The sequence below is a fragment of the Gracilibacillus salinarum genome, from assembly GCF_022919575.1.
GTDB lineage: Bacteria > Bacillota > Bacilli > Bacillales > Amphibacillaceae > Gracilibacillus > Gracilibacillus salinarum.
Map to the genome: position 1 here is coordinate 1,139,210 of NZ_CP095071.1, position 17,647 is coordinate 1,156,856.

General features: G+C 37.4%; 17 protein-coding genes. 5 read left to right on the forward strand and 12 right to left on the reverse strand.

From position 1 onward, the window contains the following. Positions 1–13 precede the first annotated feature (13 nt). Positions 14–925 (reverse strand): AEC family transporter, encoded by a 912-nt coding sequence (locus MUN87_RS05615; RefSeq protein WP_244746683.1) that lies wholly within the window; start codon positions 923–925, stop codon positions 14–16. Between the two features lie 180 nt (positions 926–1,105). On the opposite strand from MUN87_RS05615, the gene MUN87_RS05620 reads away from it, so the two are divergent. From MUN87_RS05620 to MUN87_RS05635, 4 genes are all read left to right on the forward strand, one after another. Further along, positions 1,106–1,924 carry a lipoate--protein ligase family protein gene (locus MUN87_RS05620; RefSeq protein WP_244746685.1) on the forward strand — a complete coding sequence of 273 codons (819 nt, stop codon included), beginning with the start codon at positions 1,106–1,108 and terminating at the stop codon, positions 1,922–1,924. A gap of 11 nt (positions 1,925–1,935) precedes the next feature. Next, a complete protein-coding gene (gene lipA / locus MUN87_RS05625) occupies positions 1,936–2,883 on the forward strand; it encodes a lipoyl synthase (protein WP_244746687.1) in 948 nt (315 codons plus the stop codon). Positions 2,884–2,906: 23 nt separating this feature from the next. Further along, complete coding sequence (locus tag MUN87_RS05630; RefSeq protein WP_369414005.1) at positions 2,907–3,698, forward strand: HAD family hydrolase; 792 nt, start codon at positions 2,907–2,909, stop codon at positions 3,696–3,698. A 369-nt stretch (positions 3,699–4,067) separates the two neighbouring features. Beyond that, complete coding sequence (locus MUN87_RS05635) at positions 4,068–4,199, forward strand: YjcZ family sporulation protein (protein WP_244746689.1); 132 nt, start codon at positions 4,068–4,070, stop codon at positions 4,197–4,199. A gap of 74 nt (positions 4,200–4,273) precedes the next feature. Here MUN87_RS05635 and MUN87_RS05640 read toward each other — a convergent pair whose 3' ends face one another. Then, positions 4,274–6,550 (reverse strand): glycoside hydrolase family 127 protein, encoded by a 2,277-nt coding sequence (locus MUN87_RS05640; RefSeq protein WP_244746691.1) that lies wholly within the window; start codon positions 6,548–6,550, stop codon positions 4,274–4,276. A 142-nt stretch (positions 6,551–6,692) separates the two neighbouring features. Here MUN87_RS05640 and MUN87_RS05645 point away from each other — a divergent pair, with 142 nt between their 5' ends. Continuing rightward, complete coding sequence (locus MUN87_RS05645) at positions 6,693–7,559, forward strand: AraC family transcriptional regulator (protein WP_244746692.1); 867 nt, start codon at positions 6,693–6,695, stop codon at positions 7,557–7,559. Between the two features lie 17 nt (positions 7,560–7,576). Here the strand turns inward: MUN87_RS05645 and MUN87_RS05650 are convergent, their stop codons facing one another. From MUN87_RS05650 to MUN87_RS05695, 10 genes are all read right to left on the reverse strand, one after another. Further along, entirely contained in the window at positions 7,577–7,801 is a 225-nt protein-coding gene (locus MUN87_RS05650) for a hypothetical protein (RefSeq protein WP_244746694.1), read from the reverse strand. 31 nt (positions 7,802–7,832) lie between these two features. Continuing rightward, entirely contained in the window at positions 7,833–8,291 is a 459-nt protein-coding gene (locus MUN87_RS05655; RefSeq protein WP_244746695.1) for a GNAT family N-acetyltransferase, read from the reverse strand. Next, positions 8,272–8,937: an NUDIX hydrolase gene (locus tag MUN87_RS05660; protein WP_244746697.1), complete on the reverse strand. Its 666-nt coding sequence runs from the start codon at positions 8,935–8,937 to the stop codon at positions 8,272–8,274. Before MUN87_RS05660 ends, MUN87_RS05655 begins: the two co-directional genes overlap by 20 nt. A gap of 46 nt (positions 8,938–8,983) precedes the next feature. Next, positions 8,984–9,241 carry a hypothetical protein gene (locus tag MUN87_RS05665; protein WP_244746698.1) on the reverse strand — a complete coding sequence of 86 codons (258 nt, stop codon included), beginning with the start codon at positions 9,239–9,241 and terminating at the stop codon, positions 8,984–8,986. 1,046 nt (positions 9,242–10,287) lie between these two features. Then, positions 10,288–11,466: a D-alanine--D-alanine ligase family protein gene (locus MUN87_RS05670; RefSeq protein WP_244746700.1), complete on the reverse strand. Its 1,179-nt coding sequence runs from the start codon at positions 11,464–11,466 to the stop codon at positions 10,288–10,290. Between the two features lie 37 nt (positions 11,467–11,503). After that, positions 11,504–13,075: a UDP-N-acetylmuramoyl-tripeptide--D-alanyl-D-alanine ligase gene (locus MUN87_RS05675; protein ID WP_244746702.1), complete on the reverse strand. Its 1,572-nt coding sequence runs from the start codon at positions 13,073–13,075 to the stop codon at positions 11,504–11,506. Between the two features lie 2 nt (positions 13,076–13,077). Further along, positions 13,078–13,854 carry an alpha/beta fold hydrolase gene (locus tag MUN87_RS05680; RefSeq protein WP_244746704.1) on the reverse strand — a complete coding sequence of 259 codons (777 nt, stop codon included), beginning with the start codon at positions 13,852–13,854 and terminating at the stop codon, positions 13,078–13,080. Positions 13,855–14,231: 377 nt separating this feature from the next. Next, positions 14,232–14,396: a DUF4025 domain-containing protein gene (locus MUN87_RS05685; RefSeq protein ID WP_244746705.1), complete on the reverse strand. Its 165-nt coding sequence runs from the start codon at positions 14,394–14,396 to the stop codon at positions 14,232–14,234. A 48-nt stretch (positions 14,397–14,444) separates the two neighbouring features. Continuing rightward, entirely contained in the window at positions 14,445–15,728 is a 1,284-nt protein-coding gene (locus MUN87_RS05690; protein ID WP_244746707.1) for an ABC transporter substrate-binding protein, read from the reverse strand. Continuing rightward, positions 15,725–17,566, reverse strand: a complete 1,842-nt coding sequence (locus MUN87_RS05695) for a diguanylate cyclase domain-containing protein (RefSeq protein ID WP_244746708.1) — start codon at positions 17,564–17,566, stop codon at positions 15,725–15,727. Before MUN87_RS05695 ends, MUN87_RS05690 begins: the two co-directional genes overlap by 4 nt. Positions 17,567–17,647 lie beyond the last annotated feature (81 nt).

Consider the following 17,647-nt stretch of genomic DNA (forward strand, 5'->3'; position numbering starts at 1 on the left):
TTCCACGAACCTATTAAACTACAATATTCACGATGCACCAGATTAACACAAAACTAATCATCATTGTCAGGTTAGAAGCAGTACCAACCATTCGTTGGTTATAGCCAAACATGATCGCATAGGGCAATACCGATGCAGGCGTGGGTAAGATAAAACCGATTAATAATGTGAACTTAAACATATCGTCGACCGGCAGCCATAGATAACAAGCGAACCCGGTAATTAATCCAATACCATATTTAGTTAACAAAAATTTACTAAGCAACTTACCATAACCTTTAGCAAAAGAAAAATTCAAATAAAGTCCTAGCAATAATAAGGAAAGCGGCATATTTGCCACAGAAATAACACTTGTTACATCTAATACCGCGTTCGGTAAGGAAAAGTCGAAAATATTAAGCAAACACATAATGAGATACGTTTGCAGTGGAATCGATTTAGCTAACTTCAAAATAATCGATCGTGTCTCCAGCATCCCCGCATTCCCGGCATAGACACCTGCAATGATATAGCTTAGACCAAATACAATAAAGGCGTTCCCCACATCAAACATACCAAAATATTGAAGTCCTTCAAAGCCAAATAAGCCTTCCACAAGTGGATAAGCAAATAAACCGATGTTCAAACCAGGTACCATCATGCCAAAAGTACCTTTCATCTCCTTACTATGTTTTCGGAAAACAAACAGTCCTGCAAACGCATTGAGGATCCCATAAATAAAGGCGATAACAATTAAATAAAATAAAGAAGCTGTAAATTCCATATCACTAAAAGTGACAATAATAAGACAAGGTAATGTCAAATTAAAAATCACTCGCGCTATGCCTTCCCCATCTTTTTCTTTTACAATGTTCATTCTTTTTAATACATAACCAATTGCAATGATAACAATCGATATAAAAAATTGTTCATTAAAGCCGCTCATCTTCTCTATCTCCCATCTCTGACTCTTTCACTATAACATATTGACTTTATTTTCATAATGATCGCAATCTTTTGACAGAATCTTATCAAGGATGTACCATAAATTATGGAATTATTTGATAATTAAAGGAAGGGAGGCACATTTTTTTCTCTATATTTTTGGAGAAAAAATAAAAATACGATGACGGAGACTTGGTACTTTATTGATACAGGCAAACAATCACCAGCATATAACATGGCAGTGGATGAATGTTTATTACGATGGCACAGTGAAAAGCTGCTTCCGCCCATTATTCGGTTTTACCAATGGAAGCCCGCTGGGTTATCGATTGGATATTTCCAAAAGACAACGAATAAAATAGATCTGGAAGCCGTCAATCGTCACAACATAGGATTAGTCAGAAGACTTACTGGTGGCAGAGCAGTGCTGCACGATAATGAATTAACTTACAGCATTATAGTCTCAGAAGATCACCCTAAAATGCCTCGATCGGTTAAAGAGGCATACTTAGTGCTCTCCAAAGGCTTATTAAATGGTTTTCAAGAATTAGGAATTGAAGCAGATTTTTCGATACCTAAAGACAAAAGGTCATCCTCCCAATCTGCTGTTTGTTTCGAAGAACCTTCCTGGTATGAATTAGTAGTCGATAATAAGAAAGCCGCCGGAAGTGCCCAAACAAGAAAAAATGGTGTGATCTTACAGCATGGTTCGATCCCTCTCACGGTCGATAACCACCAGCTCTATGATCTATTTATTTACCGGAATGAACAAGTCAAACAAAGAGCACGAGAAGCATTTCAAGGAAAAGCAATCTCATTAAATGATGCAGCAAAACGTACTATTTCAATGAGTGAGGCGCAGAATGCTTTTAAGAATGGGTTCGAAAAAGGCTTGGATATACAATTGAGAACTTTTCATTTTAATGAAGAACAGCAACAGAAAATCGATACGTTATTGCATGAAAAATATTTACAAAATGATTGGAATCTTTCGAGATAGGAGTGAGCAACATGGCAAAGAAAGAAGAACATGTTCGTAAACCTGATTGGCTGAAAATTAAAATTAATACCAACAAATCCTATAACCGCTTGAAGCATTTAATGAGAGATAAACGATTAAATACTGTATGTGAAGAGGCAAGATGTCCGAATATACATGAATGCTGGAGTGAAAGAAAAACCGCTACATTTATGATTTTAGGCGATACTTGTACAAGAGGCTGCCGATTCTGTGCAGTAAAAACTGGTCTTCCTAACGAGTTAGACTGGGGAGAGCCTGCTAGAGTTGCTGAATCTGTTGAAATTATGGAATTAAAGCATGTAGTTGTAACTGCAGTTGCACGTGATGATTTAAAAGACGGTGGTGCTGCTGTTTTCGCTGAAACAGTCCGACAAATCAAAGCGAAGGTGCCAGGATGTACAATTGAAATTCTGCCATCTGATATGAAGGGAGATTATGAAAGCTTACATACATTAATGGACAGTGCTCCAGATATTTTTAATCATAATATTGAAACCGTTCGACGTTTGACAAAAAGAGTACGGGCTATTGCCATGTATGATCGTTCTTTGGAATTATTACGCCGCGTGAAGGAAATAGCTCCTAATACACCAACAAAATCAAGTATTATGGTAGGATTAGGAGAAACAAAAGAAGAAATCATTGAAACAATGGATGATCTGCGTGCAAACAACGTAGATATCATGACTATCGGTCAGTACCTGCAGCCAACAAAGAAACATTTGAATGTAGAACGGTACTATCACCCCGATGAGTTTGAGGAATTAAAACAGATCGCTTTAACAAAAGGTTTTAAGCATTGTGAAGCAGGACCACTTGTCCGTTCTTCCTACCATGCTGATGAACAGGTCAACCAATCATCCGCGCAACGTCGCATCAAATATATGAAAGGCTATGAAGAATCGAGCGGAGAGCAGTTAAAGAACTTTACATTTTAGTACATCCAACAATTGAGGGGAAAATGATGAACAACTTTAAAGCTTTATTTTTAGATATTGATGGCACGATCTTAAGGAAGGATCACTCGATCGAAGCTTCAACGATAGAAGCAGTAAAACAAGCTCAGTCGCAAGGTATTGAAGTTTTCCTTGCGACTGGTCGCCCACTTCATGAAATTGATGAAATTGCCGAGACCTTACAAATTGAGTCATTAATTGGTTACAATGGTGCTTATGCTGTTTATAATGGCAAAACTATTGTTAATGAACCGTTAGATGGTGAAATAATTGATCATTATCTGGAAGTGGCCAAGCAACAGCAGCATGAAATGATCTTGTATACAAATCAGTTGAATCTTTTAACCAATAGGACAAAAGATTATGTGAAGGAATTTATCGATTACTTCCATCTTAAAGATTATCAACTGTATGATCAACGTTATCGCGATGATATTCTGGGAATTACCGTTATGAACGTGAAACCTCAAGAACCAGTGCTATATGAGCTGCCTAACGAGAGCATCTATTTTTCTCAGGTCAATGTTCAGGGTCTTGAACACAACTATGATGTCATCCGCGAAAGTGTCAATAAAGGCCATGCCATTCAGCATACGTTAAAGCAATTAGCTATCGAACCCTCACAGGCCATTGCATTTGGTGATGGCCTGAACGATAAACAAATGCTACAAGCAGTCGAACACAGCTTTGCCATGGGAAATGCCAATCAGGAATTATTTGCCTATGCGAAACACAAGACAACCTCCGTTGAAGACTCCGGCATTCACAACGGACTAGCAAAGCTTGGTATTGTGTAGAGAAATTTATCATGAACACAAAAAAACCAGCTTTTAAAAAGCTGGTTTCTTTGTGTTTTGTGAAAACAGACACCTTAAATGGATAGGGGAGCAACAAGCTATCATACATATAAGCAGGCTAAAGTGGACTAAATTTTAGGCTTACATGTATTGTATTAATTAATGAACTTTCCACATTCACTAATTAATAAGTTACATATAATATAACAAAGGTTCCTGCATGCCAATACTCTTTTGTTAATATATCTAACAATGTTTTTTTCAGGCTTATTCACCGCCCATTTTTAAAAAATATGGTCATATACCCTAACTTATTTCCATGACATACATACATTATATAGTGATAACACACAAGGAGGTTGATTTTAGATGAGTTACTACGGATGCAATCCATGCGGTGGGTATGGTAGTGGATATGGCGGTGGATACGGCAGCGGTTTTGCCTTAATCGTTGTACTATTCATTTTGTTAATTATTGTTGGTGCTTCTTTCTATAGCTAATATAAATAGAGGCAGGGTACCCTACTCCACCTAAAAAGAAGATCCCCTTTTATTAAGGGGATCTTCTTATTTTCTTATGATGAGAAAGATGCTTCGTTTAGCATACGAACATGATAAACTCCTCCCGCAACAGCATCTTCCCTTGCAGTAAATGTCACCGTTACGGCGTCTTTATCTTTCATTAGAGCTGCTGGCACGGGATAGCTTTTTCCGTAAAGTGCTCCAATGTTTGGCGTTGTAAAGTGCTCCGTTGCAATTACTTCTCCCTCTACCAGTATATCAAAATGGCGTTGATACTCTCGACCATTTTCCTCTATGGTAAAATCACTCCGGTTATACGTAACATATACATACATATCTCGATCTTGCTCTACTTTCAATTGATAGCTAAAAAATCCACCATCTCGTGCATCACGCCACCCACTGTGGACATCATTGTTATAGCCAGATGTTGAATGAACTGCTTGCAGGTGATGTTCAACCTCTGGCTGTTGTTCATGAGGAGTCACTTCATCCACAATAATCGCCTGCTCTTTCGCCTTTTGCTTTAATTCTGCATCACCACGTTCTTTATAGAGCGCATGAGACATTACGTACCAATAAATCGTATAACGCTCATGATGAATATCATAGAAAGGTTTCAACTTCATTCGTTGCTGGCCAGGATATCCAATCGCATCTGTTTCGAAATATAGTCGGTCAGAATCTGTGCAAGTTACCTGACCTTCCAGTGCACTGTCTGTAACAAGAGTAGGTACGTCAATCAATGGATGATGATTCAAGGAAAGGTGGTCATTCAAAATATCTGTCTCAGGAAAGTTTTCTGTTCCCAATGCACCAGCTAGAATAACCGGACCATACATCAAAACCTGTTTAGTTTCATCATCTTTAGCATCATAACGATGCAGATTCATTGGGAGCGAACAGTCGATCTGATCGCCAGCACGAAAATCGTAGTTAATCAACAAATAGCCTCCTGTTTCGGTAGTTGCCACTTCTTGCCCATTAACCGTGATGGTTAGATCTTTAGCCGCCCAGTTCGGTTTTCGAATTGCTATTTCTTTGATTCCCTCCTCTGTTTTCTCAATTTGAATGGTCGTAGATTCTTGATACGGGAACTTTGTTTGTTGTTTAACAATCAGCTCACCATCATTCCATTCCGCCGCAATAAATAAATGGACATATAAACGATCGGCAATCTTTTCAAAAATACGCCGATTGTATCTTGCCGAATTTTCCATTCCTGTTCCCGTACAGCACCAAAAAGAGTGATCATGTGAATGATATACTTTAAAATGGCCAGGCTGTGACGAAACAAAATATGTTTTCATCCCCGAATCCGGATCCTCAGAAGCCAATATATGATTATACAACGCCCGCTCGTAATAATCATAGTAATGAGCAGAATGATTCCATTCAAATAGCAATTCTGTCAATATCAGCATGTTATAAGTATTACAAGTTTCTGTAGTCAGAATCCCCAACTCTTCATCATTTTCCGGGCCAAAGTGTTCTCTGATACTATTGCCCCCGATTGCATAGGTTCTGTAATTTACAACTTGATTCCAGAAATATTCTGCTATCGTTCTATATTTATCTTGTCCAGTAATATTGTACAGTTTGGCTGCACCGATAACTTTAGGGAATTGTGTATTGGCATGTTTCCCCTCTAAATCATCCTCTTTATTAGCTAATGGATCTAATACTGCCTGGTGATAAAATCTTTCAGCTAATTCTAGAAATCTTTTATCTTCTGTTATGACATATAGATTTGCAAAAACCTCCATCATCCCACCGTGCTCACAGATTAACATCTTTTGAAATTGTTCTTCAGTCAAATGTTTTAATCCGCTATAAGCCCAGTCAGCTAGCTTTTTTACGATTTCCAGTGCACGATCATCCTTTAGCAATTGATACACATCGATTAATCCTGCAAATATTTTATCAATTGAATACCAAGGAACCCATGAACCTCCTAAACTAAAATGGCCTACTTCAAATTCACCGGTAAAGACCTGGTCAAAACAGTCTCTTGGAAAACCACTGATATAGCCATCTTTATCAAAGGATTGAACATACGCTAACTCCGTTAATGCGTAATCTATTTTTTCTTTCAATTGCAAATCTTGTGTAACATGGTACATAGCAGCAGCTGCTGATAGCCAATGACCAAGCGAATGACCTGCTATCTCTTTTTCTTCCCATCCACCATAACGCGATTTTTTCGCTTGTTGACCAGCAGCTTCGTAACATGGCGCAATAAGACGGTCTACATCTAAATAGAGTAAATACTCTTTTCCTTTAAGTTGAGATTGTTTAAACATACCTTCTAATAATCGAATGTTTTGCATGATACCTACCTCCAAAATGAAAACGTTGCCTCTAGTATGAAGTGAAAAGCTCCAAAAGTACATTCATTATTAATCTAATTACATATCTTTTTTTTGGAATTATGATAAACTAACATTAACAACGAAAGAAAGGGTGGTATTCATGGATCATTCTGTAGCAATCTGCAATCATTCTCTTTCATTAATTCAAGAAATCGGTCGGATGGAGGACAGAGATGGGGTCTTAAAGCACCCAGATCGTGTAATGCCAGATTTACATGTATTTGTTTATGTAACAAGGGGCAGGCTTCAAGTTATCGAAGATGGCGAGGAATTCATTCTCACAAAAGGTAACTATCTTTTTCTTAGAAAGAATGTTCATCATTGGGGGGATGACTTTTATCAATCTGGATCCAATTGGTTTTATATTCATTTTTATGATAATGCTTCATCAGAATCGTTACCTGAATATAATATCTTTGGAAAAACGTCGCTGATTCACCAGGATGAATACCATACCAAAGTAACGATGCCAAAAAGTGGTAAAGTAGCACATACTGGATACGCGGAAGCACAGCTTGACCAGTTAATGGAATGGTATGAATCGCAGCATCCAATGAGACCAATGCTCTTATCCATGCATGCTCACCAATTTTTCTTAGAATTATACACACAGCGTCTTGAAGCTTACACTAATAAAAAATCGAATCGCATGGTAGCGAAAATGATTCAATTAATGGATGAACATGATGATCATAAACTAGCCAGTGATGAAATCGCTGATACACTGGGGATGAATTATGCCTATCTCTCTACCATTTTTAAAGAACAGACAGGTAAAAGCGTTACCCAATATCAAAATGAGCGGATAATCGAAAAAGCGATTCATTTATTCCGAAAAGAAAATTATAATGTATCAGAGGTTAGCGATTTATTAGGTTTTGCAAACCCTTTTTATTTCAGTCGTGTTTTTAAGAAAATTACTGGAATGTCTCCTTCTGTTTATTTGAAGCAAATCTATCGGGGATAGTGGTGTGTCATTACATGTTAGTAAATAACCTGGATCAGTACAATCATAGTAAGAATAGAGGTAGCAAAGTAGAGGCATGCCTTAGCTTTTCCTTCACGCCATTCCTCTGCACCCATCAATAACAAAATAATGGCCAAACCAAACAGTATGTAAGGCATCACTGGCTGAATACTAGAAAAAAAACCGTAAATACAGATGAACAAAACAATAACTGCGATAATTTGACGTACTAATTTCAACATGCAATCACCCTTATGAATGTTATCTTACTAATCAGTAAATTTCTTTTGTCATGAAAACACTGTTCTCATCTTCTCTATAATTGGAAAATGGATTACAATAATGGAAGCCAAATTTTTCATAGAGCTTTCTCGCGGGGGCAAATGCAGCCATAGAACCAGTCTCTAAACTAAGTCGTGTATATCCTCTCTGCTTCGCCTCATCGATTATAAATTGCAATAAACAAGTTGAAACACCTTTACGCAAATGCTGAGGCGATGTTTTCATCGATTTTATTTCACCATCCGTCGCACTCAGCTCCTTTAAGGCCCCACATCCAAGTAATTCACTTCCTTCCCACACCGTCCAGAATGTAAGCTCTGGTTTTCGTAATTCATCCAGGTTCAAAGCATGGATACTCTCTGGAGGGGAATGCAAAGTCATACTGTTTAAATGATCTATAATTAACTCTTTTATTTCTTCCCCTTGCAAATTATCTTTTTTGATATCCAAGTCGTTCGCCTCTTTTCACGTCTATAAACGAAATATAATTTTTAATACGTTCCGCAACAGACTGATAGAACATAGTTTGATGTGGTACAAAATGGTTTGTTCCAATGTTCCCTTCGATCCACTTCTTCTTCTTTTCTTTCACAGTGAATCCTTCCATATGGATCTGCTCTCTGTCTCCTACCCACAAATCGAAAAAATCCTGAAAAGTGACCTTTACTATGCCGGCTACCTCTTCTTCCTGAAGCGTAAAATCCTCGAAATCCAAGGAACTGCAGTACAAGAATACATTTGCCATTTCTTTATCAATAAAGTTCTCCACTACATTCGTATACGTAATGATTCCTAAGGCATTTAATTGATCGAAACGAAGCGTGACGCCTAACTCTTCTTTAATTTCTCGAACACCATCTTCTACCGTTTCATTTGCCAGCAAATGACCTGCTGCAGTAATATCAAAAAGCCCTGGATAGTCCTTCTTGCTGTCACTCCGTAATTGTATGTATACGTAATCTGCATTCGATTCTCTACTAATAAACCAGCAATGAAATACTTCATGCCAATAACCATAGGTATGTACATCTGCACGAGTGGCTACACCTGTACAACTTCCTTTATCGTCGAACACATTTAACACTTCGTCTTCCATAAGCTATCCGTCTCCTTTCAACACACACGATTCCAAATTATGTTAATTAACTTTCACTACTGGTAACTGCTGCCGAATATTTCATAAAGTATGCAGCCAATAAGAATAGAAAAATCATAAGCATCCAGCTGATAATGCCAATAACGTCAAACCAATAGGCACACAGGTAGACAACTGCATTCAACTGGAAACAAAGTGGCGTCAGGTAAGTTTTAAACCCTGTGATACTTGCTTTTTTTCTTTGACGGACCGTATACACGAAGGAAACAATCATTGCTATAATCAAAATAATTTGCAGCATCATACAAACTCCTTTTTCATTCATAAGCATATTTTAACATAAATATCCATTCCGCTAAACTTCTTATATTATGGATTATGTTAGAACTGTATGACTTAGTGGTAATCTTGAAATGTTTTATGTGTGAAACAAAGCTACGGAAATATACCCCACGTCCTGCAAGGCGGACGGATTGACATCCCCGCACAACTAAACTGTATATTTTAAGCATCTTTTAATCTTTTTTTGAAATATAAGAAAAATCGGGCATAAACCACCCGGTCCTAATTGACTTAATTAATAAACAACTTCCTATAATATGGATTGTGTTAACAAAGGCTGTATTTCAAGATGGTCATTTTGATATCGTTTATCTGCTTAGCAGAGCTCCGGAAATAGGCTCCGCGTCCTGTGGGCACGGCTTCAGCTAGGCTACTACCTGTAAATGCTTCCTTGCTGCCTTGTGCCGAGGAAGCTTACTTCGAAGCAATGCTTGCAGACACAGGCACAAATGAAGTGGATCTTCAGCTCGCGCTGATTCCACTGGAGTCTCCGCCTATTTCCTACGCTTAAGGAAAGTGCTACAACGGATGTAACTGCAAAAAGCAGTGGTTTTAGGCATTTTTCAATAACTATTATTTATGCATACGATCAATATGCTAGCTCTACCAAAAATTGTAGAATCCCAATTCTAGCGTAGGCCAACCACGGAGACTCCCGCGGGATTATGCAGGCGCTGAAGATCCACTTTGTGAAGCGCCCTTCTTCACAAAGTTAGCTTCAGCCGTGCCCCGCAGGACGCGGAGTGGTTGGACGGAGCGGTATCCAAGCACATAAATCATTTCAAAATTAACACTAAGCATAAAGCGGCTAGTTAACATAATCCATATTATAGGAACTCAACTTTATCTTCTTTATCATAGAGCGGTGCAGGAATTCGCCTAGTCTCTGGGCGCTGGAGCCGGACGTGGCCGTTTCTGTCAGCGAACATCATATAGCCCAAAATTTATACTTTCTTGACTTATGATAAAAAAGCACAGAAAATCCATATTGATTTTCTGTGCTCCGTTTTATTTTCCTTTGGATCCGCCATTTTTGCTATGAAGAGAGAAAAGGTTGGTATCGATAGAGAATTGAATCGATTGACGTTCTCTTTCCCTCTTTAAGGCAAGCTGAATCAATTGATCCGTCAGCTGTTCAAAGTTCTTTCCGCTTGGTTCCCACAGATAAAATGACAAGGAACCAGGGATGGTATTGATTTCATTGACGAATACTTCACCGTCGGGATTCAGTAAAAAGTCAATTCGTGATACGCCGCTAGCATTTAATAATTTAAAAGTTTGTTCAGCTAATTGTTTTACTTTAGTCGTTGCCTCTTCAGAAATTTCTGCAGGTATAACCCGGTTGACACTTTCCATTCCCTTAGTATCACCCGTTTTCCCTCCGCTTTGGTATTTATCAGCATAAGAGAGAATTTCATCTGTGCTTAATACCTGTTCACATACTGAGCTTTCAACCTGTTCGTAATCTCCGATAACAGAGCAATTTACTTCTGTTAAATCTGTTACCATTTTCTCGATGATTACTTTGAAACTATAAGAAACAGCCAAATCTACAGCTTCTTCTAATTCTTCCGCATTAGCTGCTTTGGATATACCCACACTTGAACCTAAGTTAGCAGGCTTCACAATAACCGGGTAGCCTACTTGTTCCGCTAGTTGCTTGATTTTCTCCTGGTCTTCATGCCACTGACTAGCATAAAACCATTGATAATCTACGATTGGAACACCAGCGTCCCTTAAGATTTGCTTCATCATTACTTTATCCATTCCGGCCGCAGATGAAGCTACATCACAGCCTACATACGGCAGACCTAATAATTCCAAATAGCCTTGTAAAGAACCGTCTTCCCCGTTCGTACCATGAATAACTGGAAAAACTACATCGATGTCTGTAATTACCCCTTTTGAAAACATGGAACGTTCTTTTTTCTTTAAAACAATCGTATTCTCATTTTCCTGTTCAAACACGACTTTGTCAGCATCTTTAAACAGCTGATCCAGATTTTTATAATTCTCAATATCTTTTAATACCTCACCTGTATACCACTCACGTGATTTACTTATATATACTGGAATTGCTTCATATTTAGATGAGTCCATGGCATTAATTGCCTGCAGAGCCGAAATAACCGATACTTCGTGCTCTACTGATACACCACCAAAAATGACGGCTACTTTTGTTTTCACAGTCCTTTTCCTCCTTCAATCTCATGACCGGGTATGCTTACTCATTGTAAGTGTCCGGCAAATCGTTTTCTAATAAAATAATAGCGTCTTGACGATTCAACGCCTGGATTTGGGATATTGCATGATTTAAATCGGTAGCGATAAACAATTGATCCTCTGGATAATTCTTCTCACGAAGCCCATCCTGAATAGGTTTAGTTTGTTTAGCACCGACTAGTATAACATAATCACAGGCATCAGCTGCATACTGTCCAAACATTTTGTTATACTCATACTCTTTATCGCCCAGCTCAACCATACCTGGTGTCACAAGTACTTTAAAGCCTTCCATTGTACCTAATACTTCTAATGCCATTCTTGAACCAGTCGGATTAGAGTTGAAGCTATCGTCGATTACTGTTAAATTACCGAAACCTTTTTTTATTTCCATTCTGTGTTTAACTGCCTGAATTTTCTTTACACCTAACTGCAGTTTATTTAACGGTACATCCATTTCCCAAGCAACACTTATCGCTGCTAAAATATTGTAAACATTATGCTTCCCTAACAATTTCGTCTCAAAATCAGCATGCAATGTTCCTGCTTTATTTGAAACGGTGAATGTCGTCCCTTTATTGTGGAAACGTATGTTAGAAGCCACATAATCAGCCTTTTGATCATCAATCGCAAAATAAACTTTGCGACAAGGATTCTTTGGTGTATAAGACATAATATTCTCATCATCACCATTTAAAAAGGCGATACCATCCTCTGGTAATGTTTCAACAATTTCAAATTTTGTCTTTTTAATATTTTCTAATGTTTTAAATGTCTCTAGATGCTGTTCGCCAATGGCTGTAAGAATCGCATATTTATGACCAACAAGCTCACAGATTTCCTGAATATTGCCAGGCTCTTTTGCTCCCATTTCTGCAATGAATACATCATGGTATGGTTTCAATGAATTACGGATAGTAATCGTAACCCCGATTTTTGTATTGAAACTGTTCGGTGTTTTCAATGTATTAAAATGAGAAGATAAGATCGTATCCAGGATGAATTTTGTACTTGTTTTCCCGAAACTTCCTGTAATACCAACTTTTCTTGTATTTTTGGCACTATCAATAATCCGTTTTGCATCCTGGTAATAGTGCTCTTTAATTCTATTTTCGATCGGACGATTTATTAGATTAGCTAATAAAATAATAGCATATGTAAACAATGATCCTAATACGATCACGAATACTGCATAGCTTAATGGATAATTATTCCAGATGAAATGCAAGCTAGTAGCAATCAAAAAGAGATAAATAATGGCTATTGTAATGATCAGACGTTTTACCCGGGCTGTTACAACAAGCTTTTTCTTCTCTTGTTTGTTTCTTGGTACGAAAAGTCCTAATAACACGATCAAAAAAACAATCCAATTTTCCGTAAAATAATAAATGATGGCAACGGCTAGCGCCAGCCATTCATTGACAGGAAAAACACGCATCCGGTGCCCTGTCATCCACCTGTATAAACGATTATTAAAATAACTGTTCAATTGCAACATATGAAGGCCCTGTTTAACTCGAAAATACAAATAGGCGATCCATATGACACTTAATAAGCTTAAAACGATTTGCATGATCATACTGCTCCTTTATCTTCTTCTAAAAAAGTATCTATAATAATGGCTACCCGCTGCTTGTGCTCAAGAAACACGTAATGGGTAGCATTTTCGATGACAGCCAGACCCGCATTAGGGATTAATTGTTCCATCACCTTTGCATCACTAACAGGCGTAGCGGTATCATTTTCTCCCCAAATAAGCAAAGTAGGTGCTTTAATATTTGGCATATGATTTTGCAGATCTTCATTCACAACCTTACTTAACGTTTGCTGCATTACGCGAGAAGCATTTTGATAGTCAGCAGAACCAGCTTTTCCGCGATACTTTGCAATTATATCGTCTTTATAACGGTTGATTCCAGGTAAACTAAGTACTTTTTTTAACGTTTTATAACTATATACTTTTACATAATAATCTAATTTTCGTTTCGGCTTAATACCGGCACTGCCAATCAAGATGATTTTGTGCACACCTTGCTGATGGCGATCAGCATATTTTATCGATACACGCCCTCCGAAAGAGTGACCAATTAAAATTGGATTTGTTATTTGTAATTTTTGCAAAAACTTCTCTAAAAAATCTGTGTATTGATCAACATTCCATGATTCACTGGGGTCATCACTTGCCCCGAATCCAGGAAAATCAAGTGAAGTAACTTGAAATTGGTTACTCAACTTCTGCTGCAGGTCATCAAATAAATCGAGACTCGTTCCCCAACCATGCAACATCACAATTGGACGACCCTCTCCTGTTTGTTTATAATGTATATTTAATTGATCAACTTCGATAAACACAATTGAACGCTCCCTTTTCAATCTCAACTTATAACATTCGTACATCACTTCTACTATATGACGTTAACTCGTTATTTAGAAAATAATTTCAGAAACACATCTTTAATCATATCATAAAATGCACAGAATATTATATCTGAAATATACGAATCAAGCAATTTCTTTCAGAACAGCCTCTAATTCTTAGTCAATTGACGTCAAACTATTCTATGACAGTTTTAAAATGATGGAACTTGCCTAAAGCAAGTATACTGGATAGATTTCCCCTCAAATTTTAATTCCACACTTTTTCACCACATAAATACTACAAATATAAGAGAAAAGTCGAACATAACACGATGTCTGTTTTTCGTGTTATGTTCGACTTTTATTTGTGGTTACGACTCTTCCGCCCCAGTTTCTTCATTGTAACCTTCTTTTAATGTGTCTGTTGCTTGTTCATGTGTTGTTGCTAGACCTTTACTACGTTCGTCTGATTGCTGATAATCGTCGGGCTGATAATTTTTTTCGCCGACTTTCGCTTTTTTATTGTGAACCATCATTATCACCTCTCACTTAGCATCTGCAAAGTAAAATCGATATATACGAAGCTATTCTGTATTTGTCAAATAGTTATGTAATGCACGCTGATCATATTTAATCGCATTTAAAATTTGCTGGTTAACCTGATCAATTGTTTCATATGTTATAGCTTTGCCGTCATTAAAATTTTTTAACGCCGCATTCCAGTAAAAGAAAATTTGCTGGTCCAGTGAATGTGGTTTACCCGGTAATTCTTTATGTAACACCATCCAATATAATTGTTCTAAGTCTTGATTAAGAAGATACGAATCATGCTCTACATTCTTATACATATGAAGCATATCGTCTGACATCTTTTGAATAAATGCCCATGCCAGCTCTTTTTGTTTACTTGTTTCTGAAATAGCGATCGACATGCTGGCATTATTATCAATTCCTGCCACGTCAAATGGCAAACTGGTCATCCCCCATTTACCTGCCTGATCAGGAACCCATTCTTTTAAGTTTTCAAGTGTATAACTCGCCGCCTGAAACATCACTAATTGATTTGCTTTGAGTGCTGTTTGACCATTAGAATCCCATATATTTAAATAAGGACTTAACTCAAAACCAGCTGCACTACTTGCTGCTACAAACGCGGTAGAGAAAGGCGGTTCCGCTGCTAAATAATGATATTGGTCATCCAAAAAATAATTCGTTCTTAAGAGCATCTCGATCAGCTTATGCTCAGATTCCAAAATGTAACGTCCATCCTGGGCTAATTCCTGTGCCATTTCCATCCAATTACTGCGTTCCTTTAGGAAGATTGCTAATTGATAAGGATCAGTTGGATATCCATACTCACGTAATATATCCGCTCGATAAAACGTTACATATGGAAAGAACAATAACGGCATTGCGAACATCGTTTGTTTTTTTTCATCCTGATAGCGTTTTAATAAGCTAGAAGGTCTCTCAGCAAAAAAATCTTCATCATAGTAAGGTTCATTAAGCAAGTTCTCAAAGCCAGTAATATCAGAGAACTCACCTAGGAAATTGTCTGGGATGACGAATACATCCGGTGATTCACCCGCAATTAAACTTCTTCTGTACTTGTCCAGCAATTCGTCCTTATCAAACACTTTAATTGTCACTTCTACCCCTTGATGGCTCTCGAGAAAACCAGGTAATGACTCGCTGAATATATTGGTATTAGTCCACACTTCCAGTCGCTGTTGTTCTCCCTGAACTTCTTCTTGTATTAGAAGTTCTGGCGCTAATGGAGACGATTGAAAAGAAGTGAAATCCGCATTACTACACCCGCACAGTAGCAATAACAAGATAAATATTATCTTTTTGCCAACTTTTTTCAATTGTCCGCCTCCTTAGCTGTTTTCAATGTATTATGATGAAGTTTTTTCTCTTCATACATTAACGTATCGGCATGGTGTAATAATTGATCAATCGTATTTCCGTGATCTGGGTAAAAGCTGAGTCCGATACTCGCAGAGAGAAGTATTTCCTTTCTATTAACCAGTAGTGGCTGCTGAATAATTGTCAGTAACTCATCACAGAGTTGATTAACTTCTTCATTTCTCGATAATTCCACAATACCTACGAATTCATCACCCGCCAAACGATAAAAAATAACGGGCATTGTCTGTTGAAATTCTATTAATCTCTTTGCAAATACTTGCAAAAGCAAATCACCACCACTATGACCGAGTGTATCATTCACTTGTTTAAATTTATCTAAATCTATAAAAATAATAGCAAATCGCTCCTCACGCACCTCACGATCTAAGCACTCAGTTAAATCTGTATGAAAAGAGTGGCGATTGGGTAAATCAGTAAGTGTGTCAAAATGTGCTAATTGATAGAGCTTTGCTTCCGATTCCATTAGCTGATCAGTCCGGGCAGTTAATAGATCATTTTTCTTTCTTACTTCAATAAACATCGACTGAAGACGATTTGCTACTTTTTCAATATTCAGCCCTAGTTTTGAAAATTCAAAAATGGATGTATCTCGCCAGTAAAAATTATCCTGGCGCTGCATTTTCTCAGGAAGATCACTTGTCATCTGAGTAAGACGCGTTAAGGAATTGGATAAAATTCTATTGACAAGCATGCCAAAAAACAAAGCCACGAACAAAACGAACAGTGCAAACAATAAATAATCAATTAAGTCACGTGTTAATTCCAATACTTTACCGTTAGTCGGAATAACAAGAAACGTACTTTTATTTAAGAACTTCATTTCCCCTATATAATAACCTTGCGACCAGTCAAAAATGGATGGAGTTCGGACAGGCAGCCAAATGAACCCATCATTATGTATTTCTTTAACAAAACCCGTTGTAAAATATTCAATATTTGTATCGACTGTCAGTTGATTTGCATCAACCCATAATTGATTATTCTGATCCAGTATAAAAATCCGCTTATTAGATTGACCTATAAACTGATCAAATACTTCCTTAATCCTTGCTTTTTCGGTTACCGCATCCAATTGATAACTTTGAATCTCACCGGAATCCATCTCATCAATCTTATATTGAATTTGCTCCGATAACTGTTGGTGTTCTTCCTGATATAGTTGATATAAGTCACTCTCCATCTGTTTTGTATTGACTAAGATGATGATCAGTAATGGAAGAACTGCAGAGAAGATTAACAGATGCGATATAACCTGACCAAAGTATAAGCGGTGCTGATGTCCAAAATACCTTTTTAATTTTGGTATTAATGGTAGGTAATCGCAAATTATATCCGCTACAAGTGCTGCAAATAATATTTCAGTCACCGATTGAACAACCAGGAAATCTGTCAGCACACGGGAATGAGGTAATAAATCAGAAAAAAATAAAACGATTAGAGAATACACTAAGAATATCAATAAAGAATAGGCGAAACTCCAGGTAAATAAATCTTTTCTTTTTGTTACATATAAAGAACCAATTAACAATACTTCTATGATACTGTAGAAAACAAAGCCGTTATCCATGCCTGTAAAATAAGTAATTCCGCTCATTACGCTAACTAACAAAAGAGCAAATCTCACGCCAAACAGGCGAATAGAAGCTAAGTAAAGGATAGGAGCGAAGCTTAACGTAACACCGAAGATCAGGGGTATGGAAATATATTGCGCCATGACGGTCAACGCTACTATGAAAATAAATAAACTAACAAGCTTGTAATTTATTTTGCGCATAATTCTTAGCTCCTTGTCTGGTATTACCATTTAAACAGATTCTCTTAACAATTACTTTTCACGTAATTTATCGAGCTTCAC